Source organism: Pedobacter nanyangensis, from assembly GCF_003313505.1.
Classification (GTDB): domain Bacteria; phylum Bacteroidota; class Bacteroidia; order Sphingobacteriales; family Sphingobacteriaceae; genus Pedobacter; species Pedobacter nanyangensis.
Window position 1 is genome coordinate 23,305 of the sequence record NZ_QMHO01000009.1, and the last position, 24,438, is coordinate 47,742.

Here is a 24,438-nt window from a genome sequence, read left to right on the forward strand (position 1 = left end):
TTTCGTGCATCCGGGATTCATCAAAACGCCTATGACGGCAGCCGCAAAAAATGAAGGTTGCGGAAGCGCAACTCAGAATATTCCTTTAGGTGGATTAGCAGAAACATTCGAAGTAAACAATTTGGTCATATTTCTTGCTTCAGACGAATCATCTTATATGACAGGTACCGAACAGTTGATTGATGGCGGGATGAATATCCAATAAATGAAAAATATAGCTTGTAAAGCACGTAAAATAAATACAGATAATAAGTTTTTTAAATTTAAACTGATGCCTTATACTGCTCTTTAACTCTGAAGAGCAGGTCATAAACGCTAACGCTGCAGTTCAACAATTACCTAAAAAAACCGGGGCATGCTGTGCCTTTCCCCATCGTTCACTTAAACAATATTTAAATGAGATCAATTATCGTTGCCACGAATTTTTCGCCGTTGGCAGAAAATGCTGTTAATTATGCAGCTGCCATTGCAGAAGAACGTCAATTGGAGCTTGTGCTTTTCAACTCCTTTACCCTTCCGTTGCATGCTTCCAATTCGCTTCTCCCAGCTTCGTCCATCGAGGAGATTATTGACCAAAATCTGAAAAGGTTACAGAAGAGGGCTCACGATCTTTCCGAAAAACATGGGATAACTGTTTTTGCCGAACAAATATTTTACGGTATGCAAGACGAGCTGCCCAGACTTATCGCAAAATATAATACAGCTCTTTTGGTATTTGGGATGTCAGAAAAATCGGTAGAACAATCATATATGGGAAATACGACTACCGCTGCAATAAAGAACCTTGATTTTCCGATCATGGCGGTTCCTGCAGGGTTAAGCTATTTTGGGATAAAGAAGGTTTTGTTCGCATGTGACGACCTGTCATTGGTTCCAAAGACTGTTTTTGACAGAATCAATGAAGTCGCCCAGGGCATGGGGGCCCAAGTGGAAGTTTTTCATGTCGAAAAGCATCTTGAAAAGATGAAGGAGATGGACGAGAAATCTTTTTCAGAAATTACGCGTAAAGGCGAGCATCCCGGTATTGTTTACCTATATAAAGGTGTGCTGTCGAATAATGTCATCTCTGAAATTGCGAAGGAAGTAGCCGTCTTTGGTGCAGATATTTTAATTATGTCCCCAAAAAAATACGGGTTCTGGGAGTCTATTGTTCATAGGAGTAAGACACGACTGATGGCTGCAGGGCTTCAGGTACCGCTACTTTCGATACCTATTTAATTTACCAGGTTCATTTTAGATATATTTAGGAATAAGCATCCCTTTCTCTGTTAACTAATCAAGCCGATGATTGGAAGGTTTTATGGAGTTATCTAAACTCAAACGAATAGCTATTTAATTTTCAAATAATTATTTGTTATTTATTTAATCATATGGTTGAGTGACATCTCATTACCATATTATTACAGCCACCTCAACGAAAAGGGACGCTGGGCAACCCTACTATTTCTCGACTACCTTGACACCTTAGATATTGCCGATACTGAAATGATCCTACATGAACCTTATATGGAAAAACTGAGCAGTACTATTGCAGCTATTCTAAACAGGAATGCCGATGACAAGCAATTGGCGGAAGAAAGTGCTAGAAAGGTAGTTGCTGAATGGCATAAAGTTGTTATAGCCAATCGTGCAAAATATCTACTGGATGGACTAGGTGGCGATGGTTAATGGAATTTCCCTACGCTCATTTTCGGCCTGCGGAACGCCAACGCTCTTGCCCGCACCAGTTCCCGCTTTTTGCATCTACGGTGGGAAATTCGCTTGGGGACTTGGGGCTTTTGCAATTTTGGGAGTAACATTGTTTCGATAACAACTTAAAAATTTACAGCTACTGAACATGAAGGAAGTTTTCTAGGAGGTTTTTGATTAATCTCCAATTATTTATATTTACCAATAAAAGCTTTCAAAATGAATAAGGAATTAACGTTAGATAGAGGGACAATGATTACCGTTGCTTTCCAGAGAGAAAGAATATTATTGTTTTGTGATGGCCGTATAACAGATTTTGAAACACACGCAATAAAATTTGATAATGTTACCAAACTGTATGAGATTACTTCAATGGTAGCTATTGCATGCTCAGGTTTCAAACTACATGATTTAGAAAAGAGAATTCAACAGCTCGCCAGACAACATAATCATTGGTACATAGAAGATGTAATCTTAGATGCTAGACAGGCAGTTGTAGAACTATGGAATTTTAAAGTTATGGTACATGGAGCTGCCAACTTAAAAGAAGCGGCAATATTTATTATCGTTGCAGGTGTTAATAAAGAAGGAGATTGTGGTATTTTTTCGATACACAAACAAGAAGACCACAGTTTTAGAGTAGATCAGGTATCGATGTTGTCTGAACTGTCACTTCATACTGTCTGTTATGTAGATAAGGCAAGGGAAATAGTGGATAGAAACTATCGTGAACTACAGAATGTAAACACGGGAGAGCCAACTGATCAGCAGCTATACGAAATTTTTAGGATGTCAATGGAGGAAGTAAACCGCATTGACGACACTATCGGTGGAGAAATTTTCAGTTTAAAGATTGACAAACAGGGTGTATCGGCATTATATCATCCTAAATAACATCTAATATCAAAGCATTCAAATGAGATGTGACTTGGATAGATCTTTTAAGCTTCAGGAAGCGTTAATAATAAGAAAGCGGCAACAATCCGAAGATTACTGCCGCCCATCTAAATTAACGCTCTCAAGTTAAAGGTACGATATAAGTTATCGAATTCCAAAAGTTTGAAAGATTTATGCAAATTGGTCGGCTAACCTGACCTTGAGGTTTGCCATATCCTCGCTGAGTTTCATATCCAATATCTTTGCATAGTGCTGTGTAGTCCTGATATTGGTATGCCCGAGCATTTTTGATACACTTTCAATCGGAACACCATTCAATAGTGTTACAGTAGTTGCAAAGGTATGGCGGGCGATATGTGAGGTCAGTTTCTTTTCGATACCGCACAGCTCGGCTATTTCTTTTAAATATTCGTTCATCTTTTGGTTGCTTGGTACGGGAAACACAGTTCCAATATTGCCACATATGGGATGACCTTCGTATTTATTGATCAGATCCACTGCGTTTTGAAGTAAGGGGATGGATGCCCTCACGTTGGTCTTCTGACGGTTCTTGATGATCCAAAGCTCTCCATCGATACCCTTTTGTATGTCGGTTATCTTTAGCTTCTGCACATCGGCATAGGCTAGCCCAGTGAAGCAGCAGAAAAGGAAAACATCCCTGATAACCTCCAACCTCGCAGAGATGAACCGCTTCTGTAGTATGATCTGGATTTCCTCCTGCGAAAGAAAATTTCTGTCTACAGTTTTTGTGCGCCCCTTGTAGAAAGTTATCGGATTGCTTTCCGCAGTTCCGTTTTCGCAGCAGATATTGATGATCTTGCCAAGGTTCTTGATCATTTTTACGGTATAGTTGTTTGCGCATGATCTAGACCTTAGGTAATAATCGAAATTATTGAAAAAAGCGACATCGACCTTTCCAACTTCTATATCGCTAGTGTTATACTGTAGGAGAATAAAGGTTTCCAAGTGTTTTTTGAGCACTTTGTATCTGTTGAGCGTTCCCCTTACGTAATCCTTTCCGACCAAGACTTCCATTCTTTCATTATGCTCGGCTACAGCCTGTAGGAGCGTTGCAGAAATCGTTTCCCTGCCCATCATCATATCCCTTATGGATTGCGCAGTTATCTCATTGCCTGACTGTACCACCTTTAGGTACGCATCATAGACTTTATTGTGCAACTGGTCTAGGCAGGTGTTGAACAACCTATATTTTTCTTTTGTGCCGATTGCTCTCCCTGATTTGGAATGCCAACGATCTGGCTCACATGATCTTCCCGTGGCGATTTCCGCCCGTTTGCCGTTTACCGTAATGCGAAGGTAAATTGGGACTTCGCCCCCTGAATAGTTCTTTTGCCTTTTCATGAAGAAAAGTAGGCTAAAATTAGTTTTCATAATCTAACGATTAAAGGTTAACAAATTTAGCATTGGCAACTAAAGGACACAAGATGTTCAGTCTGTAACAACCTGTACACTAAATGGATACAGCTTATTCGGTGAGTCGTACAGACTTTCAGGATGACTCACCGAATGACGAACTTTTTTTATGGGAATTCGTGTAAGTTTTGGTAAAGCCCTAAAAGCAAAAACCCTGCTAATCGTGCGATTGCAGGGTTTTATACGTTTTGTTAGTCATTTCTGTGATTCCGCTGGGATTCGAACCCAGGACCACTACATTAAAAGTGTAATGCTCTACCAGCTGAGCTACGGAATCTTCCTTTGTTCTAAGGAGGTGCAAATATAGAAATATTAATCAATGCTTCAAACTATTTATTAAAAAAGTATAAAATATTTTTACGAACCAAAAACGGTCGAAAAACCAAAACGGGTATACAGTTTAAAACAGCCATTTTTCCATCTAAAAACCGCAAAAAATAAGGAAATAAAAAAAGGGCCAAGAAACTAGTTCCTGACCCTACATCTACCTATGAAAAACATACCCCCGAAAGGGTAAGCCCAAATGTAAAAACATTTTTTTGAATTCTATAATATTTCTCAAAAAAAATTAAATAATATTTCAATTGACACATGTTTGTTACAAAAACCGTGTTTATCGCCTGTTTGATTCTAAAACAGATACTTTGTGCTGAGGAAGTTGGAGCTATGACCGTCGATGATTTCGTTCAACAACTGCTTATTATTATCATTTAATTTGGTAGCTACCAGCGACCGGATCGAGAAAGCTCTCAAGGCATCTACTACCGAAAGTGTTCCCTCGGCACTATCCTTTCTGCCCGTAAACGGAAACACATCGGGTCCTCGCTGACATTGGCAATTGATGTTCACCCTGCTCACTTGGTTCACAATCGGATCAATTAACGCCGCGACCTCTTCGTTGGCATTACTGAAGATACTCACCTGCTGTCCATGGGTAGATTCGATCAGGTAATTGATGGGCTCTTCGATATCATCAAAAGTAACCACTGGAATTACGGGACCAAACTGTTCCTCGGTGTACAGTTTCATTTCTTTGGTTACCGGATAAACCACCGCTGGGTAAACAAAGGACTCTTTGGCCTGTCCCCCATTTTCGTTCACCACCTGTGCGCCTTTGGCTATGGCATCGTCAATCAGTTCCTGCAAATAGGCTGGCTTTTGAGGCTCAGGCAATGGTGTTAGCGACACGCCCGCTTGCCAAGGCATGCCAAATTTGAGTTTGGCAATTTCGGCAGAAAGTTCCTTCACAAACTGATCGACATGTTTTTTATGTACAAAAATGATTTTTAATGCGGTACAACGCTGGCCGTTAAACGACAATGAACCCAGTACGGTTTCTTGTACAGCTAGTTTCAGATCGGCATTGGCCGTAATAATGGCCGCATTCTTCGCATCCAAGCCTAAAATAGCACGCAAACGGTTTACTTTCGGGTGCATTTTTTTGAGTTCGTTAGCGACCTTGCTGGAGCCAATGAGGGTAAGCACATTAATTTTACCCGACTCCATTAAACCTGGAATAATTTTATTGCCACGCCCGTAAATGGTGTTCACCACGCCTTTCGGGAAATTATCCCTAAACGCTTTCAACAAAGGGTAAAACAATAAGGTACCGTGTTTAGGCGGTTTAAATAAGATAGTATTCCCCATAATCAAAGCAGGGATCAACGTAGTAAAAGTTTCATTCAACGGATAGTTAAACGGCCCCATGCAAAGCACCACGCCTAATGGAGAACGACGGATTTGCGCCACAATGCCCTGCTCAATGGTAAAACCAGCAGATTTACGGTCAATGTCCTTCAGCGCATCTATGGTAGCATTAATATACTCGATGGTTCTGTCGAACTCCTTAACCGAGTCGCCATAGGTTTTGCCTATTTCCCACATGATCAGCTTCACAACCTCCTGCTTTTTCTCCATAATGTCGCGGGTGAACTTTTCTACGCATTCAATACGCTGGGCTACGCTCATGGTAGGCCACTCGCCTCTTCCGTTATTATAAGCATGAACGGCAGCATCTAAGGCAATCTGCGCCTCTTTTTCGCCACAAAGTGGATAAGTACCGATAAGCTTTCGTTCCAAGCCTTTTGCGGTTTTGATACAAATTGGAGATAGTACGGTGTGCACATCTCCCGACCAGGTTAACATATCTCCGTTGGAGAGATAGCTACGCTGGTCTAAAGGTCCTTCGAGTGCATACTCGGCAGGAACATCTGCTTCGGTGGGAAACAGATTTTCTAAGTTTAGGGACATGGTTGTTTTTATTTATTACTTAGTTTATAGATTTACTAGATTTTAGTTTCAATAATATATCCCCTCGTGGTTAGGGAGAGGATATATCTTTTTTAAAGCTTAACAACTTTCATTTTAGGCACTAGGGATTTCATGATAGCCCAAGCCAAAAGATACGCTACTGCACAAAAACCGAACATGATGGTATAGCCCGTGGTTAAATTAGCTTGTACCAAAGGCTTTTGGATATCTAAAAGTTGTTGATATAAAGCGGGGTCGATATTTTGCAACTTTGAAGCTGCTTCTGCTGGAAGTTTGCTTAAAGCCATTACATTTAAATCAACCTTATCGCCGTATTTACTGAATAACTTTAAAGCACTGATTTGGTTAATGAAATCGGTATTGCCCAACTCCTTAAATTTGGCAAATGACTGTTCGATACCTTTGTGGGTATAGCTATCGAAAATCCAGCCGCCAATTTTGGTAATGAGTACGCCACCAATCCCTCCAGCCATTCCGCCGATACCCACTACAGAACCTACTGCTTTTTTCGGAAACATGTCTGACACCGTGGTAAAAATATTGGCCGACCAAGCTTGATGCGCAGAAGCTCCTATTCCAATTAAAACTACTGGAATCCAGAAAGAATAATGGCCCAATGGCTGTGCTAATAACACCACTAAAGGAAACAATGCGATGGCAAACATAGCCTTCATTCTTCCATCATAAATGGCATAACCTTTATTGATAAAATATTTAGGGAACCAACCACCGCCAATGCTACCAATCATGGTCATACTGTACAACACCGCTAGAGGAAGCATAATTTGATCGCTACTCATGGCGTATTGATCTTTGAGGAAGCCTGGCAACCAGAACAAAAAGAACCACCACACACCATCGGTTAAAAATTTACCCACAGTAAATGACCAAGTTTGTTTGAAACCTAATAATTTAAACCAAGACACTTTCTCGGCCTTGGTTTCTGTAGCCACCACAACTTCTTCTTCATCACTATTGATATAGTCTAATTCTGCTTGTTTTATTCTCTTTTGCTTTTCTGGCGATTCATAAAAAATCAACCAAAAAATTAGCCATAAAAATCCAGCAGCACCTACCAACTCAAAAGCTTTTTCCCAGCCCCAGTTCTTGGCAATCCAAGGCACTGTAATGGGTGCCAAAATAGCCCCTACGTTGGCTCCGGAGTTAAAAATTCCCGTTGCCAAAGATCTTTCTTTTTTAGGATGATATTCGGCGGTGGCTTTAATCGCGGCTGGAAAGTTTCCTGATTCTCCAATAGCCAGTACGGCCCTCGAAAACATGAAGCCCAAAATAGAAACCGGCAATGCTGTTAATCCGAATGTAGTTAATATAGTGGCCATACTTTCACCAATGGTAATGGCGTAGGCATGTATAATGGCACCAATAGACCAAACAATAATCGCGATAGCATATCCCCATTTTGTTCCCAGTTTATCGACAAAACGTCCTGCAAACAACATAGAAATCGCATAGGTAAATTGAAATACTGCTGCAATATCAGCATAATCGCTATTAGACCATCCAAAGAGTTCCTCTAAGGTTGGCTTAAGCAAGCTTAACACCTGCCGATCTAAATAGTTAACAGTTGTTGCGAAAAATAGCAAGGCACAAATGGTCCATCTGTAATTGCCGATTTTGGTTTGGTTCATTTTGGTTTTTGGTTAATGTATAATTTGGTTAACTGCAAAGTGAAAACTGTTCACTGAAAATTTAGGCTCTCACTTTATTAATAATTTCAAAGGTTTTGATGGTTAATGATTGTAAGGTTTCGTAATCACGTTTTTCGATGATGGTTTTGCTCACCAATTTACTGCCCATGCCTACGGCACAAACGCCTGCTTTAAACCAGCTGGCAATATTGTTCTCCTCAATCTCAACTCCGCCTGTTGGCACAAATAACTGACCTTGGAAAAGTTCCCTGATGGAAGAAAGGAAATCTGGCCCCAATACATTAGCTGGAAACAACTTGATAATTCCTGCTTGGTGCTGTTGTGCCAAATGGATTTCTGTTGGGGTCATACAACCGGGGATCCAAAGCAAACCTGCTTCATGCGCTACTTTGGCAACTTCAGGGTTTACAATTGGACAAACGATAAAATCAGCACCTGCTTGGATAAAATCTTGTGCCTGCGCCGCTGTTTTAATGGTACCAATGCCCAAAAACAAATCCTGCATTTCAGTTTTTAAAGCTTCTTTAATGAATTTGAAATTGCTTAAAGCAGCTTCTCCCCTGTTGGTATATTCAAAAACACGAACACCTCCCTTATAAAGAGCCCTGATGATTTCTAAACTGATTTGGGCATCTTCATAATAAAACAATGGCAATAAACCTTGTTGTTTAATGGCTTGTATAGCGGTTTCTTTATTCTTAGTCATGTTGGGCAATGGTTTGGTGAATGTCTGGAACGGTTGCAGTAGTACAGTCGCTAGGGATGTACAGTTTGTTGTAAGCGGCGGCAGTAGCAAATTCTAAAATCTGCTGTGGTTCATGTTGGTTGTAAAATCCATAAATTAAACCACCCATATAGCAATCGCCACTACCCACGCGGTCTAAAATCTTTTCTGAAAGATATTCTTTAGATACATACAATTGGTCGTTGGTAAACAGTGTGGTGTAATATCTGATGCCTTGCATATAATCAAACCTAAAGGTGTTGGCCACGTGCTTACATTTTGGAAATTTGTTGATGATTTCCCTGGAAGTAATTTCTGCCTGTTTAAGGTAGTTCTCTTTGGTATCAATGGCTACAATATCAGTTGGCAAAGTAATGCCTAGCATTCTTTCGGCCGCCCAAATATTGCCCATGATCAAATCGGCATATTGAGCCAATTCAGGAACGATATCAATAGGCTCTTTGCCAAATTTCCAAAGTTTAGCTCGATAGTTCAAGTCGATGGAAATGGTGATGCCTCGCTCATCAGCAGCTTTAACTGCCTCTAAGCAAATATCTGCTGCATCTTGATTTAAGGCTGGGCAAATGGTGCTGAAATGGAACCAAGACACGTCCTTAAAAATTTCGTCCCAGTTTAGCGTATTGGGTTTGATACTAGCGAAAGAAGAATTTGCTCTGTCGTAAATGACACCTGCATTTTTGAGGTCCTTCCCTTTTGGCAAATAATACAGTCCCAAGCGGTCGCCACTCAATTGCATTCTCGACGAATCGATGTTGCACTTGTTCACGTAGTTGAGGATTTGCTCGGACATGAAATTGTCTGGCAGTGCCGAAAAATAGGCAGATGGGACTTCCCAAAGTGCCAATGCGGTGGCCACGTTCAATTCTGCGCCACCAACATAAAAAGGTAGTTCATTATCTGCCAACCATTGTCCATCCACATCAGGACAAATGCGCAACAGTAATTCCCCAAAACTTAAAACTTTCATTTAGCTAGTAATTTGTTTTTTAACGGTGTAAAATGTCATGGTCGCGGTGAGTTCTCGGACGAATTTTGACCATGATTTCTTCAATTAAAAGCTAAAATAGGCTTTTGCATTGTGATAACAAATATTTTCCACTAATTGGCTAACCAATTTCATATCATTCGGAATTTCACCGTTTTCTATATCAGTACCGAACAGATCACATAGGATACGACGGAAATATTCGTGACGTGGAAAGGACAAGAAACTCCTTGAATCGGTTAGCATGCCTACAAATTGGCTTAATAGTCCCATATTTGATAAAGCATTGATTTGTTTGATCATGCCATCTTTTTGGTCCAAAAACCACCAACCCGAACCCCATTGCACTTTGCCAGCTACGGTACCATCCTGATAATTACCAATCATGGTGGCCATTAACTCGTTATCTGCCGGGTTTAAGTTATACAAAATGGTTTTAGCCAATTGGTTATTGGCATCGAGCTTATTTAAAAATTTAGCCAATTGTTTGCCTTGGGAGAAGTCACCGATGGAATCAAAACCTGTATCTGGGCCTAAACTAGACAGTAAACGATCATTGTTATTTCGGATAGCGCCCAAGTGGTATTGTTGTACCCATCCCCTTTCGTGATCCCAAAGCGCAAAGGTGAACAGCATGGCCGATTTGAACTTCAGGTTTTCTTCTGCAGTGATGCTTGCGCCGTTTCTTATCTTCAGGAAAATTTGAGCAACTTCTTCTTCGGTGTAGTCTTCGGCATAAATTTGCTCTAAACCGTGGTCAGACACTGAAGCACCGTTTTCTACAAAGAAATCGTGACGAGATTTTAAGGCCGCCAAATATTCCTGATAGTTGGTTATTGGCTCTTCAACGATGGTTGCCAGCTTATCGATGTACTGGTTCAGTGCCACGGTATCATCAGCATTCATGGCCTTATCAGGCCTGAAAGCTGGCAATACCACTAAATCAATTCCGCTGGCTTTAATTTGCTGATGAAATTGCAGGTTATCCAAAGGATCATCAGTAGTACACAACGTTTTTACGTTCATCTTGTTCAACAAACCTAATACGCTATACTCTTTGGTTTGCAGCTTGGCATTACATTCGTCCCAAATTTTCTTGGCCGTTGCCGGCGAAAGCAAATCGTAAACGTCAAAATAACGTTGCAGCTCCAAGTGTGTCCAGTGGTATAATGGATTTCTTAAAGTATAAGGAACGGTTTCAGCCCACTTTTCGAATTTTTCCCAGTCGGAAGCGCCACCAGTGATGTAGTACTCGTCAATCCCGAAGGTACGCATGGCACGCCATTTATAGTGGTCGCCATATAACCAAACCTGGGTAATATTCTCGAACTGTTTATCTACCGCAATTTGCTCCGGAATTAAGTGATTGTGGTAATCAATAATGGGCATATGCTTTGCATGCTGATGATACAAAGTTTTTGCGGTTTCCGTCTGCAATAAAAAATTCTCGTCTAAAAACTGTTTCATTTATACTTTTTAGTTGGTTTGTTGTTCGGTTGGTTTGTTATTTAGCCTATGTGCAACCTACAACCTATTACTTAAAACTTACAACTTCTATACTCCTCCGAAAATAGAGAAGCCTCCGTCTACGCAAATCATGGCGCCGGTTACAAATTGTGATGCATCGCTTAGCAACCAAACCAAAGCTCCTTTTAATTCATCAGGGTTACCAAAACGTTTAAACGGTGTTTGATTGATTACGGCACCGCCTCGTGGGGTATAACCGCCATCAGGCGTGGTTAATAAATTGCGATTTTGCTCGGTTAAAAAGAAGCCTGGCGCCAGGGCATTCATTCTGATTTTATCGCCATAACGGTTGGCCAATTCAACCGCAAACCACTGGGTATAACAATCTACCGCTGCTTTGCCCATGTTGTAACCTAATACTTTGGTAATGGCTCTTTTTGAGTTCATGGAAGAAATGTTCACAATGCTTCCTCTGCCAGTTTCGGCAATGGCCTTTCCAAAAACCTGCGTAGGAATTAACGTTCCCCAAAGGTTCAGGTCCAACACGGTTTTCATACCGTCCATTTTCATTTCGAAAATGTTTTCATCTGGCTGCAATACGCCATCAGGCATGTTACCACCTGCGGCATTCACCAAACCATCAATTTTACCGTAAGCGGCCAATACCTTTTCGCGAGCAGCAATCAGCTGTTCTTCGTTCATGGCATCAGCAATTAAAGCAATGGCTTTACCGCCGTTCTTATTGATTTCGTCGGCACGTTCGTTGGCTACTTTTTCGTTCCTGCCTAAAATACCTACGGTACCTCCTGCCTCAACAGTGGCGTTGATGAAAGAAAGTCCTAATATTCCTGTACCGCCTGTTACAACGATAACTTTATCTTTTAATGAAAATGATTGTTCCATTTTATATTTCATGTTACAGACTTACGAAGTTTTCTAAACTTCGTAAGTCTCTTAGTGCACTTTGTACCTTGATGGTTAATTATTTAATTATCCTATTCGCTTTAAGATTGCTTTGCAAAGCTCGCAATGACGAATTAGGCAAGTTCCTTCTATCTTAGTTCTCCTACTGCAAAGGTGTCCATATCCGCATAGTCCAAATTTTCACCTGCCATGCCCCAAATGAAGCTGTAGTTTTTGGTTCCCGCACCAGAGTGGATGCTCCATGACGGTGATAATACTGCTTCGTGGTTAGCCATTACAATGTGACGGGTTTGTTGCGGCTGGCCCATAAAATGGATGACCCTCTGATCTGGCTCTACATCGAAATAAAAGTAAACTTCCATTCTTCTGTCGTGTGTATGCGGAGGGATGGTATTCCAGATAGAGCCTGTTGATAACGAAGTTAAGCCCATGACCAATTGACAGCTTTGGATTCCATCTTTATGGATATAACGAGAAATGCGACGCTCGTTAGCGGTTTCTACAGCACCTAAATCAGCCGAGAAAACATCTGCATGGCTTGCAAAAGTGGTAGGATAGCTCGTATGGGCAGGCGCCGAAAGGGCATAAAAAACAGCAGGATTGCTGCCATCTTTACTGCTAAACTTCACTTCTTTAACGCCTTTACCTAGATATAAACAATCTTTCTTCCCTAAATCATAGCTTGTTCCATCGGCAATAATAGTTCCTTCGCCACCTACGTTAATTACGCCCAATTCTCTTCTTTCCAAAAAATACTCGGCACGTAAAATATCATAGTTACCTAAATCGACCACGCTGTTTACTGGTGTAATTAGTCCAGTAATCATTCGGTCGTAGTGTGAATAGACAAAATTCGCTTTGTCTGTCGCTTTCAAGTCGTCCAACAAAAATCTTTCTCTGATTTTTTCGGTGTCGTAACTCTTGAAATCTTCTGAGTGTACTGCTTGTATTTGTTTCATTTTCTATATTTTGTTCCATCATTAGAGGTTTTGGTTTGGTCCTCATTTTAATGACAGATGGTTTTTGGCTTTTTTTAGTTTGGCGTATGGCGATAAGCGCCTCTCCTATCACCGCTAAACGGCATACGCCTTTCGCTTATAAAGATACCCCTCTTTTCCATGGAATAAAATCATCTTGGTTAAGCAATACTGCTTTGGGAATTACTTCGCCACTGGCAGCTTTAATACAATATTCCAAAATGTCTTCGCCCATTTCTTCAATGGTTTTTTCGCCTTCAATCACCGGCCCTGTATTGATGTCAATAATATCGCCCATGCGTTGGGTTAAGGCATTGTTGGAGGCTACTTTGATTACTGGACAAATGGGGTTACCTGTAGGTGTTCCCAAGCCTGTGGTAAACAAAATTAGGGTAGCACCGCTTGCGGCCTTTCCCGTAGTAGCTTCTACATCGTTACCTGGGGTACAAACCAAGTTTAAACCTGGTTTGGTAACGGGTTCTGTATAATCAAGTACATCCACAATGGGCGATGTTCCGCCTTTTTTGGCTGCACCATTGCTTTTAATGGCATCAGTAATTAAACCGTCTTTAATGTTGCCTGGAGACGGATTCATGTGAAAACCAGAGCCTGCATTTTCAGCGGCTTGGCTATAAGCGCTCATCAGCTTCATGAACTTTCTGGCCGAGGCTTCTTCCATGGTCCTGTCAATTATATTTTGCTCGGCACCGCACAGTTCTGGAAATTCAGCCAGCAGTACCGTACCGCCCAAGGCCACTAGCAAATCGGCACAGTAGCCTACCGCTGGATTGGCGGAAATACCACTGAAGCCATCGCTACCGCCACATTTTACCCCTAAATTCATTTTGTTTAAAGGAGCTGGCTTTCTTTCTATTTTATTGGCTTCCACTAAGCCTTCAAACGTTTTTTTGATGGCCAGGGCAATCATGTTTTCTTCGCTTTGCGATTGCTGTTGTTCGAAAATAAAAAGTGGCTTATCAAAATTTGGATTGCGCTCTTTTAAATCGGCGGTAAAATCACTAAGCTGCAAATTTTGGCATCCCAGGCTCAATACGGTTATCCCTGCCACGTTCGGATGATCGGCGTAAGCCGCCAAAAGCTTACTTAGCACCTCGGCGTCCTGTCTGATACCTCCACATCCACCTTGATGGTTCAGGAACTTAATGCCATCAATATTTTTGAAAAGCCGGTTATGTTGGGCTTCTCCAAAAGAAAGTGGCGCATCTAGCGATGAAATAGCGGTGCCATTTTGATAGGCTTCCACTAAATGACGGGTGTAGTTTTTATACTTTGCCGTGATGGCATAGCCTAACTCGTTGTGCAAAGCTTCTTTGATAACATCCAAGTTTCTGTTTTCGCAAAAAACGGTTGGAATAAACAACCAATAGTTGGCCGTTCCCACTTTGCCATCTGAACGGTGATAACCATTAAAGGTTCTGCCCTCAAATTTTGAAACATCTGGTGCCTGCCACTGGTAGTGATAAGGCCTATACTCGTAGGGTGCAGCAGCGTGCTTAAGGTTATCGGTCGTCATTCGGGTACCCAGTTTTACTGGAAATTGAATTTTACCTACCAAAGTACCGTACATGTACACTTCATCGCCAGCTTGCATATCCTGGATGTAGAATTTATGCTTGGCATCCACATCATCAACCAATTGGTAATTGGCACCCCTATAACCAACAATTTGGCCAGCCTTTAGGTTAGTAAGGGCTACCAAAACGTTGTCTTTTGGATGTACTTTTAATACTTGTTGTTTCATTTATATTGCTTTAAGCTGCGCCGACATTTGCTTGGTCAACACGGCTTCTATCCCCTCTTCTAATATCGCTTGGTATTGTGCTTTCACGGTTGAAATAAAACCAGATAATTGGCTTAGGTTTGCTCCCCAAAAAGCTTGGTCTGTTAAAACTTCTTCTACAAAGTTTTTTGGATTTTGGCTGTATTTTTCAAATAAATAAGGTGCAGAGTCATCGTTTAACCGATAACTCGCACCATTATCCAAACCAAAATATAGATCGTTCTCTTTTCTCTGTGCACGAGAAAAGGCCAAGTAAGCCGCAAAGCCTAGGGCAATATGCGTTGGAACCTGGTTAAATATTTTATAGTAATTCAGTAACAATGGTAGTATCCTGATTTTCATCTTCATGCTGTACTGAAATGCAATGCTTGTCCACAAATGCTCAATGGAAGGGTTTGCAAAACGATCTTTAACACTGCTGGCAAAGGCATCGGTTTGCTTTTTATCCACTTTATAAGGAATTGCCGGGGCTATTTCACTGGCCATTAAGGTTTCGATATAAGCCGTCATCAGCTCGTTACCCATCGCATTTTTAACGGTATCAATCCCCAACAAAAAGGCAATGCCCGAGCTTAGGGTATGCGTGCCATTGAGTAAGCGTACTTTTAGCTCTCTGTATATTTCAATGTCTTCGGCAATAACCACTCCTTGATCTACCGTAGCAAAAGAAAGTATTTCCGCTACGTGCTTGCCACCTTCAATGGCCCACAAACAGTAAGGTTCCGTCATAGAAAGCAAAGTATCTTCGTAACCTAGTTCTTCTTGCAAAACCGCATAGGTTTCAGCATCTGGTTTACCGGGTACAATCCTATCCACCAAAGAATTACAGAAGTGGTTAGCCTGAACCAACCAAGCCATAAAACTTGCTTCCAATTGGTTGTAATGAGCCAATTTCAGCACAATTTCGCCCAGTTTTTTTCCATTATCCGGAATAAGCTCCGTTGCCACAATTACCAAACCTTTATCAGGCTGGCCATTAAAGGTTTGATAGCGCTCGTAAAGTACCGCTAATAATTTTGCCGGGAATGAACCGGGTGGATTCAACTGAATGTTTTCCTCTATATATTGGATTCCCACTTCGGTAGTATTGGAAATAACGATTTGTAAATCTTTGGATCTGGCAATCTCTAAAATCAACTGCCAATCTTTTTCGGCCGCAATGACCCTACTGATGGCGGATGAAATGATATTTTCTGAAACAGGGCTTCCGTTTTCGATGCCACGCACACAAAGGGTATATAAGGCATCCTGACGATCAAACTCGGCAGTATTTGCACCGGTTGATTTAACCACCGCAATACGACCGTTAAAAATGCCCTCTCGGTTTGCTTTATCGATAAAGTAATCTGGTAAGCCCCGCAACAATACGCCGGTTCCAAACTGCAAAACCTTCTCTGGTAAGTCAAAGATCTGCGGGCTTGGCACTACCACATTTTCAGCGGCTATCATTTTCAGATTATCTTTGGATAAAATCATCTCTCTATATACTGCTTTTCAACTTGTTTTTTGAGCTAGCAAAGAGACATAATGTACCGTTACTAGCATTTGGTCGAAACAATTCTACATAATTTATGCTAGTAAAATCCTTATTTGAACGCAAATATTTGCGCAATCGTTCCCGAGAACGTAAGGCATTTAGTTCCCCAGATTTTATCGTTGTATAATGTTATTTTTTTATTGCAATAGGCTGTCGAGGTTAATTGATGCTGATATTTTTTAAATCTTCACGTCCAAAAAATACCGGAAAATACATCATTTCGGCCTTGGCCGGATTTAAAGTATATTGTCCATTATAGCGAGGCATTAAGGTAATTTCGAAAGTATATTTACCTTGTTTCAGTTTAGTACAGAAGATGGATGTCTTTTCCTTAAAATATTCGCGATGGGTTTCTAACCTCCAATATCCCTGAGATTTGTTGTCATAAGAACATCCGGCGGGAATAGGCACTTCTATCATCACATAATCAGCATCTGCCTTAACCTCCACTTCAATTTTCAATGTTGCTACTTCTCCCGCTTTTAATATTTGACTGGTTTTTCCTTTTTGAGCAATAGAAGTACGCACCACAAACTCTTTATCCACTTTTGTTGGATTCACATTTTGGAACTGCTGATAGGCGGTGAAGTAAATAGGCATTTCTCCTTTCTTTTGTAGCGATAGCTGATCGTTTTTATCCAACTCCTGCTGATAAGGGAATTGCTTAACTACGTTACCGTTTAACACCAATTCTGCTGGTTTTTGAACTGCATTTCTTTTCAACAACTCTGGCAAGATCGTTTCCAATATCAACGAAGACTCGTAAGTGTTCCGCCATTTACCATCTCTTCTTTGTTCCAAGAAATAGTTAATGATTTTTTGTTGTTCTTGCTGATAGCTACCTGATGCTTTCAATATTTTGTAAGCCAATAGTGTGTTTTGGATGTGGTTATCCCAAAAGCCTGCCTTGTTTTCGCCCCAATAACTGTTGCCAAACATGGTGTTCTTTTTGATCTTCAATAAGCTATCGATGTTTACCTTCACTCCTGCTTCTTGTTTCAAGCGCATTAAGCTCAATTTGTCATACAATGTGGGTACGTAGTATAAAGTTTTGCTCTTTTCGATGGCTTGTAACCAATCTTTAGTGACCTCTTTACTATTGAGTAATTTCAGCAGCTCCACTACTTTCAACTTGCTGTAGTCTTGCTGACTTACCACCTGTTTACGCAGGTAATTATAAATTTTATCTTTATTAAGCTTTACCTGATAGCCTTCTTTTTCAGATAATAGTAGTGCCTCTACCACATGTAAGCTGATCCAAATTTCTTCATCACCATCTTGCCACCAGCCCCAAGTTCCCTGGCTTTTCTGGGTAGCACTTAGCTTTCTAATCAGGTTTTTAATTTCCTTCTCATACTTAAAGTCTTGCTTTAAATAACTTTTCAGTTGTTTTTGAAGGAGAAGTCCTTTTAACTTTGAAGCCATTTGTTCATTGCATAAATACTCGTATCGATGTAGCTGCTCCATTTCATCTAACAGCACAGGGAACAATGAGGCTTCGGCCCTTACTGTCACCTTGCCCAAACGCTTGTCGAAGTTATAATTGATGGTGGTATCGTTATGCAGGGCATCAAAGTAGCCCTTGGTTTCTTTCACCCCTTTTTCGAATACTGGCACTTTTCTAATTTCGCCATCAAAATAACCATTGTCCTGCGTAAGCGTATACTCAAAATACAAGCTGTCTTTTTCAGCCGTAGCTTTTACCGGAATAGTATCGATCAATGAGTTTTTGATGGTAACTGTGCTGTTCAAGCGCAGCTGTTGGTTGTAGCTCATTTTCCTGAGTACTTTTTCCTCCATTGGCGAATAGTTCATCAGTTTTCCAATAACGTTGATGCTATCGCCTTTAATCGCAAATTGAGGAACGGTTAAATTGGCACTTAATGATTTAAAAGATTTAATTTTTGAGGTAGTGGTTCCCGATTGTTTTTTTCCGTTCATGGCAATTACATTGGCATTCCAACTGGTAATATCATCTGGAAATTTTACGGTAAATGTGGCGTCACCATCTTGATTGGTATTTAGTTTAGGTTTCCAAAAACCTACATCAGAGAAATTGGTACGCATGGTTTGTTGTTGTGCCACCAGCTGCCCTGATGCATTGATGGTAGTGTTTCCTTTTTTGGTTTTAATAATAATCACCCCATTGGCTGCCCTAGCCCCATAAATGGCTGTTGCACTAGCATCTTTAAGAATGGTAATGTCTGCCAGATCATCTTTACTAAGGTTTGCCACATCGCCAGCAAAAGGTACACTATCGATAATTACCAAAGGCTGTTCGTTGGCATTAATGGATGCAGCTCCCCTAATCATAATTTTATCACCTCCACTAATCGACACCCCAGCGACTCTTCCCGCCAATGCATTCTCCAAACTAACAGTAGAAACGGAACTTGTTAACGCACTTTTCAGCATGGTGCCATAACCTGTTACGACTACTTCCTGAAGGTGGTTCGTAGTTTCTTCCAGATAAATATCTCCCAAATTTCCCTGATCAATGTCTTTCTCAACGGTATTATAGCCGACACTCATGATACTTAGTTTTCCTCGTTTAGGTGCATCTATCTTAAAATACCCGTTTTGGTTAGTGCTTACGATTTGTTTTGTTCCTATTACTTTAATGGCCACACCAGGCAATGGCGTTTTATCACTTTTTGCCAAAACTCTTCCGGTAACGAGATTATTAAAAAGAATATCGTCGATTTCTTTATCATTGATGACTTCTAGCATTTTAGCATCAATTTTATTGCCACCATGTTTTAACGATTTAATATATTTATCAAGCTCTAAGCTTTTTTGATCTGCTTTTTTGGTCTTAAGCGAGGTCCATTCGTAATAATTTACGCCGTTAGGTTTAACTTTTACGTTTTCAACCAAGTAATAAGAATTGTCTTTAAGCAACAACATGATTTTATAAGGGCCTTCTTCCAAAGAAATTTCCCATTGCGTGTTACCTGGGTAAATATGCATGAAACTTGGTCGCTCAGGCTGATAGATCACGATGTTTTTTAAATAAGGAGCTTTGATTAAACTATCGGCCAATTTAAAACGTAGCTTTCCTATACGCCCGCCTTTTGGCTGTTCATTTTGAAAGAGTGCCGTGGTGTAGCTCCTTAAATCCAAATAATCATTCCAAATGCTATCAATTTCTATTTTGTTGATTACATGTTGTAAATAGCTGTCGTTGCCCATTCTAGGCGTTGAAGAAAGTCCTTGATCAAAGGCAAAGGGACCACGAAATGATTTCTGTTTGATCAAACCTGGGAAAAAGGTATAGGTGTAGCCCGATTCGCGAATGAACTGATGCGAAAAATCTTCCGTTTTATAGGTTAATAAATTATCCTTAAAAGGCCCTACTAAAAACTCGGCACCAACATTTTTTTGCGGGGCATTTAAAAGTACCGTGGTGCTATCATAGCCCATCAACAACTTTTCATAAGGTTGATTAAAGTTCGTGATCCTAATCATGTACTTGTCCAATCGCTGTGCTTCCAGACTACTAAGTACATTTTTTTCGGCGGCAACCATAATATTAGCGTTATTTGACTGCGAAGAAACACTAAAGATGGTCTTTTTACCCGCAACCATCTCTACTTCTTTTAAAACGACTTTTTTACTGGCCGTTCTAAGTCCTATTTTATGTTTACCTGGCGTAATTTCAAATGAATAGGAAGTAAGTTGGTCTGCCTTATCAAAAAAAACAGGTATATCATCAACATAAACTACATTTACAGGTTCTATCTCTCCGTCGTTAATTACGAAAGGAGCAAACTGGGTAATGTTGTTTTTAGCTTTTTCGGTAGTAATGTACAAGTCATTGTGGTTGGTAAATTTGTAGTATTCTACGGTATCCAATCGGAGCGATTGTGCCCATTTAGCCCACAACAGCTTAAAATTGCCCGAAGCTGTTAATTCATTTGCTTCTACGGTTTCCTTTAGTTTACGACTGTAGTAGTTTTTCGAAAATCTCGGCAAGTTAGGCTGTCTAACTTCGCCAAATTTAGCTGTGTGTGCATAAGCTGTAACGTCTACATCTGCTACGGGTTTCGAATCGACATCGGTCACCTTTACCAACATATTTACTTTTTGGCCTGGATAGACCATATCTGGCGCAATGAGTTTTACATTTAGTTCATTTGGATTATAAAAGGTGCTGGCCTGATGGGTCCTTTCTTCGTTATCCCAAAAATAACTGATGCTAATGTGTACTGCTTTTGTGTTACTATGTTTTATCAGGGTATCTAATTTTGTAGCATATCCCTTAAATTTTATGGCATTCCCCGAAAACACAATGTACCAAAAAGGAATTTTGTGCTCATTATTGATTTGAATCCTTACCGAATCTTTGGTGTGTTGGGCAGCAATGGAAAGCTGTGGCTTATTGTCAGTAAGGTAATAGTCCTGCTGTTTACCTGCATAATGTAGCTCATAATACTCGGCCCTATAATCAGCTTTTATTTTGGGACTATTGACGGTTACAGAATCTAAAAGTTCATCACTAAATGAAAATGATTTGAGTAGAAAAGTTTTGTTAAACGCCTTGCCTTCGCCATTATAAAAAGCCAAGCTATCTTTCTCCAATTTAACGGTAATCAAATCGGCTTCCGCATCTTCTCTGGTCAAACTCACATTGGCATTTCTACTTTCGTTATTGGAATTTAAAAAATGTGCATTCACCCTAAAATTGATTTCGGCATCGGGAAATACATGTGCTGGAATAACCAATTTTGTTTCTCCAACAGGCTCCAATTTCATTTCCTTGGTCCAAAGTGTATCAGGTACAAAAACAACTTGATTGGTATATTTTTTAACATTGGAAGTCATTACGGATAGTTTCACTCTGCCATCGGGAACCGCCAATTCGTTTTCATCGGTGGCTTTCATAAACAACGTAACAGAATCGTTTTTAGCAAAAGTGGATTTGCTGGCCCTCAACTTAAAGTCGATGCTTTTCAGTTCATATTCTTCGTAGATAAAACCATCACTTAGCACTACACCTTCGTTCGCCTGCTTACCTTTTTCCACCAACCAAACCTGGTATCTACGATCTAAAGTCATGTTAAGTGAGTCGGCCAATACAAAACTGTATTCATAAGCGCCATTACGGTAAGGTTTAAGCGTGGTCAAGGTCTTTCTACTTTGGTAATCTTTAAACAAAACCACCTCTAAATCTTGAGGCTTAATTTCTTTACCGCTTTTATCCACCACATAGGCTTTAAACTGAACGGTATCCAGAGGTTTGTATTTAGGTTTGCTAAAAACCATATACCCTCTATATTGTCTCTGTTTCTTATGCGAATACTTTATTTTTCGGTAAAGGTTTTTGAAAGGCATCCAAGTGTAGCGAATGGGAGAACTGTAGACGATGCGTTTGGCCAAGCTCCAATCCTGTTTGTAGTCATATCGTTCGTTGATTTCGAAAGAGAAAAAGTTACTTATATTTTGATACTTTACTTTAATGACTTCATCTTTCTTTTGATAACTGCTCTTATACAAACCCGTTGCCTCATCGTAAGTTGCCTTTTTGCCTCTTCCTATGTATACTTCGGCATCTTTAATCAAATTTCCCTTTAAATCTTTCACGTAGAACTGAAAATGCCTTTGATCATTTACAAAAGCGATTTCTACATTTTTATGATCTTTTAGGGTGTGCTCCCATCTGTTTTTGATAGGCGTTGCATATAGATAATTTCCATAGGGAAGCTTGCGTGTATATTTAGTAGCAATTTTAAAGCTGTCTACTTTGGTATGAAGATAACTGTCATTAATGGCGTATTTGCCTTCCAGCGCAATATCCAACATCTCCTTGTCGGTAAGCTGATAGATGTAAGTATAATCTCCAGAAGTTCTGCTGTTAGATAATTTCTGCTGTGCAACTGCATTAAGACAAGCGAATAAGGCTAAAGTGAAAAGCGTAAAATGTATCTTCATAAAAATGGTTTATTTAAAGATACATTCTATACTGATATTCCATAAAGTGATAGCCTTTTATATTAGTAAATACCTGCAGGCGATTAATGCACAATTTCTATATTTGGGCTATGACCTTTAACATTAACGAAAATATGGACAACGAAATAAAAATACCTGTACTTACTGCCGAACAAATTAGGGTTTTGGGCGCCTTGATGGAAAAAGCCAAAACCACGCCTGATTATTACCCGATGACGATGAATGGTTTGGTTTCGGCGTGTAACCAAAAAACATCCAGAAAACCTGTGGTTAATTACGACGAAGAAACTATTGGCGCAGCTTTAAATTCATTAAAAATCGCGGGTTTAATTTCTACCGCTACTGGAGGTTCTATCCGAAACATTAAATACAAACATAATTTTGCTATCGTATACCCATTATTGCCTTCGGAAGTGGCGGTAATGTGTTTGTTGTTTTTACGTGGACCACAAACACCTGGAGAAATCAATACCAACTCTGGCCGTTTATACGAGTTTGAAACCTTGGAAGAAGTTCAACAAACCTTAGAAAAGCTTGCCAACGAAGGTTATGTGAAACAATTGCCTAAGCGTCCTGGACAAAAAGAGCAACGCTATATGCACCTTTTTGCTGGTGACGTTGAGTTTAACGAGGAAGATTACAGTAATGAGGAGCCAGCAACAAAATCAAATTCACAATTAGAGGAAAGGGTAACTAAGTTAGAAGCAGAACTCGCTGAGCTTAAGGAAAACTTTGATAAGTTAATGAAGGAGCTTTATTAGGGGGTAAGAATTAGGGGTTAGGAACCAGGAGTTAGGAATTAGTGGTTAGTGGCTAGTGCCTAGGCATAGTCCCGAATCTTCGGGATTGGTGACCTAGTGATTAGGGGATAGCTAGCTCATTCCTTTCCTACATCGTCATCTCGACTAGAGTGCAACGGAATGGAGAGATCTAACAACTTGATTGCTATAATAGGAGCAATTAGCTATGATTTAAAGTATCTCAATTATTCTTTATTAACCCAGTTCAAGGGTTTAATTTCGTTGATTTTCAATTTACTTCGTAGCTGCTTCGCAGTCTCCATCCCGAAAGTTCGGGATCGAGATGACGGAAAAGGAAGCCGTATTTGTCATCAGAGCGCAGCGATGAATCCCCTTAGTCAATCCAAAGATCTCTCCACAAGGTCGAGATGACGGAGTAGGAATGGACAATACAAGATAATAGTAGCGGAATCACTAACTCCTAATGAACCAGTGAACTAATGAGCAAAAAGACTAATCCCTAGCTCCTAGCTACTAATTCCTAAATACTAAATCTCTTAATCACTCTTAATTTATGGCTGTACCTATCTAATTCCAAATTATAAATCCCTTGGTTATCAATAGGGTCAATCCGCACTTTTCCAGCCGAGTGGATAATTTTATCGTTGCTCAGCATCAGCCCTACGTGAATAATTTTTCCTTCTTCGTTGTCAAAAAAAGCTAAATCTCCCATTTTGGCCGAAGCTAGGAAGTCTACCAATTCACCTTCTTCTACCTGTTGCGAAGCATCTCTGCGTAAGCTAATTCCCAGCAATTTATAAACGGCTTGTACAAATCCCGAGCAGTCTATCCCGAAAAAACTACGCCCGCCCCACAAATAAGGTGAGTTCAAAAAGAACTTGGCAGTAGCCTCAACCTTGGTCGCAAATTCAGCAACATTTGGAATAAAAGGTTCGGTTTTTACCTCAAACCGATTTTCGCCCAAATAACAATAACCATCCTGATAAAAAGGCAAGGTGCTTCCCGGACTTAGGTAATAAACCGTTCCAGCATCATCTACCAAACGGTTATCAAAATTTACGGCCGTTACATATTGGTAGCTCTGCTCATCGTGATATTGCAAAGCCGTAAGCTGCTGTAATTGTTTATGGTCCATCCAACCCTCATATTGGTCGTGATGCGTTTTCACTAAACACCATTTTTCGGTTTTTTCCAAAAGCACTACCCTATCGCCAAATAATAACTGCGAAACAATCTCGCTTCGGTCTGATGGCTCTTTCCTAAGTGGGGCAACTGCTACACGACAAACGTGGTACATTTCCATATCATATAAAAACTGAGTGCGCTAA

The 24,438-nt window shown here is 40.3% G+C and carries 17 protein-coding genes and 1 tRNA gene; 5 read left to right on the top strand and 13 right to left on the bottom strand.

Going from position 1 to position 24,438, the window contains the following annotated elements; all coding sequences use genetic code 11:
• Positions 1-31: 31 nt before the first annotated feature.
• The 4 genes from DUT71_RS20475 to DUT71_RS14520 all read left to right on the top strand — a co-directional run bounded on the left by DUT71_RS20475 (position 32) and on the right by DUT71_RS14520 (position 2,583).
• On the top strand, positions 32-205 hold the full coding sequence (locus DUT71_RS20475; protein WP_240186941.1) for an SDR family oxidoreductase: 174 nt from the start codon (positions 32-34) through the stop codon (positions 203-205).
• 191 nt (positions 206-396) lie between these two features.
• The gene (locus tag DUT71_RS14510; protein ID WP_113663271.1) at positions 397-1,218 is read left to right on the top strand and encodes a universal stress protein; all 822 of its coding nucleotides are present in this window, start codon (positions 397-399) and stop codon (positions 1,216-1,218) included.
• A gap of 156 nt (positions 1,219-1,374) precedes the next feature.
• Entirely contained in the window at positions 1,375-1,668 is a 294-nt protein-coding gene (locus tag DUT71_RS14515) for a hypothetical protein (protein WP_113663272.1), read from the top strand.
• 240 nt (positions 1,669-1,908) lie between these two features.
• On the top strand, positions 1,909-2,583 hold the full coding sequence (locus DUT71_RS14520) for a hypothetical protein (protein WP_113663273.1): 675 nt from the start codon (positions 1,909-1,911) through the stop codon (positions 2,581-2,583).
• A gap of 174 nt (positions 2,584-2,757) precedes the next feature.
• On the opposite strand, the gene DUT71_RS14525 is transcribed toward DUT71_RS14520, so the two are convergent.
• The 12 genes from DUT71_RS14525 to DUT71_RS14580 form a co-directional block, all read right to left on the bottom strand.
• Positions 2,758-3,978 (bottom strand): site-specific integrase, encoded by a 1,221-nt coding sequence (locus DUT71_RS14525; RefSeq protein WP_113663274.1) that lies wholly within the window; start codon positions 3,976-3,978, stop codon positions 2,758-2,760.
• A 246-nt stretch (positions 3,979-4,224) separates the two neighbouring features.
• Positions 4,225-4,297, bottom strand: a tRNA-Lys gene (locus tag DUT71_RS14530).
• Between the two features lie 353 nt (positions 4,298-4,650).
• Entirely contained in the window at positions 4,651-6,270 is a 1,620-nt protein-coding gene (locus DUT71_RS14535; protein WP_113663275.1) for an NADP-dependent glyceraldehyde-3-phosphate dehydrogenase, read from the bottom strand.
• Between the two features lie 92 nt (positions 6,271-6,362).
• Positions 6,363-7,940 (bottom strand): MFS transporter, encoded by a 1,578-nt coding sequence (locus tag DUT71_RS14540; RefSeq protein WP_113663276.1) that lies wholly within the window; start codon positions 7,938-7,940, stop codon positions 6,363-6,365.
• 61 nt (positions 7,941-8,001) lie between these two features.
• Positions 8,002-8,667: a beta/alpha barrel domain-containing protein gene (locus DUT71_RS14545; protein ID WP_113663277.1), complete on the bottom strand. Its 666-nt coding sequence runs from the start codon at positions 8,665-8,667 to the stop codon at positions 8,002-8,004.
• Positions 8,660-9,673, bottom strand: a complete 1,014-nt coding sequence (locus DUT71_RS14550; RefSeq protein WP_113663278.1) for a sugar kinase — start codon at positions 9,671-9,673, stop codon at positions 8,660-8,662. Before DUT71_RS14550 ends, DUT71_RS14545 begins: the two co-directional genes overlap by 8 nt.
• An 84-nt stretch (positions 9,674-9,757) precedes the next feature.
• Complete coding sequence (uxaC, locus tag DUT71_RS14555) at positions 9,758-11,158, bottom strand: glucuronate isomerase (protein WP_113663279.1); 1,401 nt, start codon at positions 11,156-11,158, stop codon at positions 9,758-9,760.
• 87 nt (positions 11,159-11,245) lie between these two features.
• The gene (locus DUT71_RS14560; protein ID WP_113663355.1) at positions 11,246-12,061 is read right to left on the bottom strand and encodes an SDR family oxidoreductase; all 816 of its coding nucleotides are present in this window, start codon (positions 12,059-12,061) and stop codon (positions 11,246-11,248) included.
• Between the two features lie 149 nt (positions 12,062-12,210).
• Entirely contained in the window at positions 12,211-13,041 is an 831-nt protein-coding gene (gene kduI, locus DUT71_RS14565; RefSeq protein ID WP_113663280.1) for a 5-dehydro-4-deoxy-D-glucuronate isomerase, read from the bottom strand.
• A gap of 136 nt (positions 13,042-13,177) precedes the next feature.
• A complete protein-coding gene (locus DUT71_RS14570) occupies positions 13,178-14,821 on the bottom strand; it encodes a UxaA family hydrolase (RefSeq protein ID WP_113663281.1) in 1,644 nt (547 codons plus the stop codon).
• A complete protein-coding gene (locus DUT71_RS14575; protein ID WP_240186942.1) occupies positions 14,822-16,309 on the bottom strand; it encodes a tagaturonate reductase in 1,488 nt (495 codons plus the stop codon).
• A 247-nt stretch (positions 16,310-16,556) separates the two neighbouring features.
• The gene (locus tag DUT71_RS14580; RefSeq protein ID WP_113663283.1) at positions 16,557-22,328 is read right to left on the bottom strand and encodes an alpha-2-macroglobulin family protein; all 5,772 of its coding nucleotides are present in this window, start codon (positions 22,326-22,328) and stop codon (positions 16,557-16,559) included.
• A gap of 134 nt (positions 22,329-22,462) precedes the next feature.
• Here DUT71_RS14580 and DUT71_RS14585 point away from each other — a divergent pair, with 134 nt between their 5' ends.
• Positions 22,463-23,110 (top strand): YceH family protein, encoded by a 648-nt coding sequence (locus tag DUT71_RS14585; protein ID WP_113663356.1) that lies wholly within the window; start codon positions 22,463-22,465, stop codon positions 23,108-23,110.
• A gap of 520 nt (positions 23,111-23,630) precedes the next feature.
• Here the strand turns inward: DUT71_RS14585 and DUT71_RS14590 are convergent.
• Positions 23,631-24,413 (bottom strand): C40 family peptidase, encoded by a 783-nt coding sequence (locus DUT71_RS14590; protein ID WP_113663284.1) that lies wholly within the window; start codon positions 24,411-24,413, stop codon positions 23,631-23,633.
• Positions 24,414-24,438: the final 25 nt, after the last annotated feature.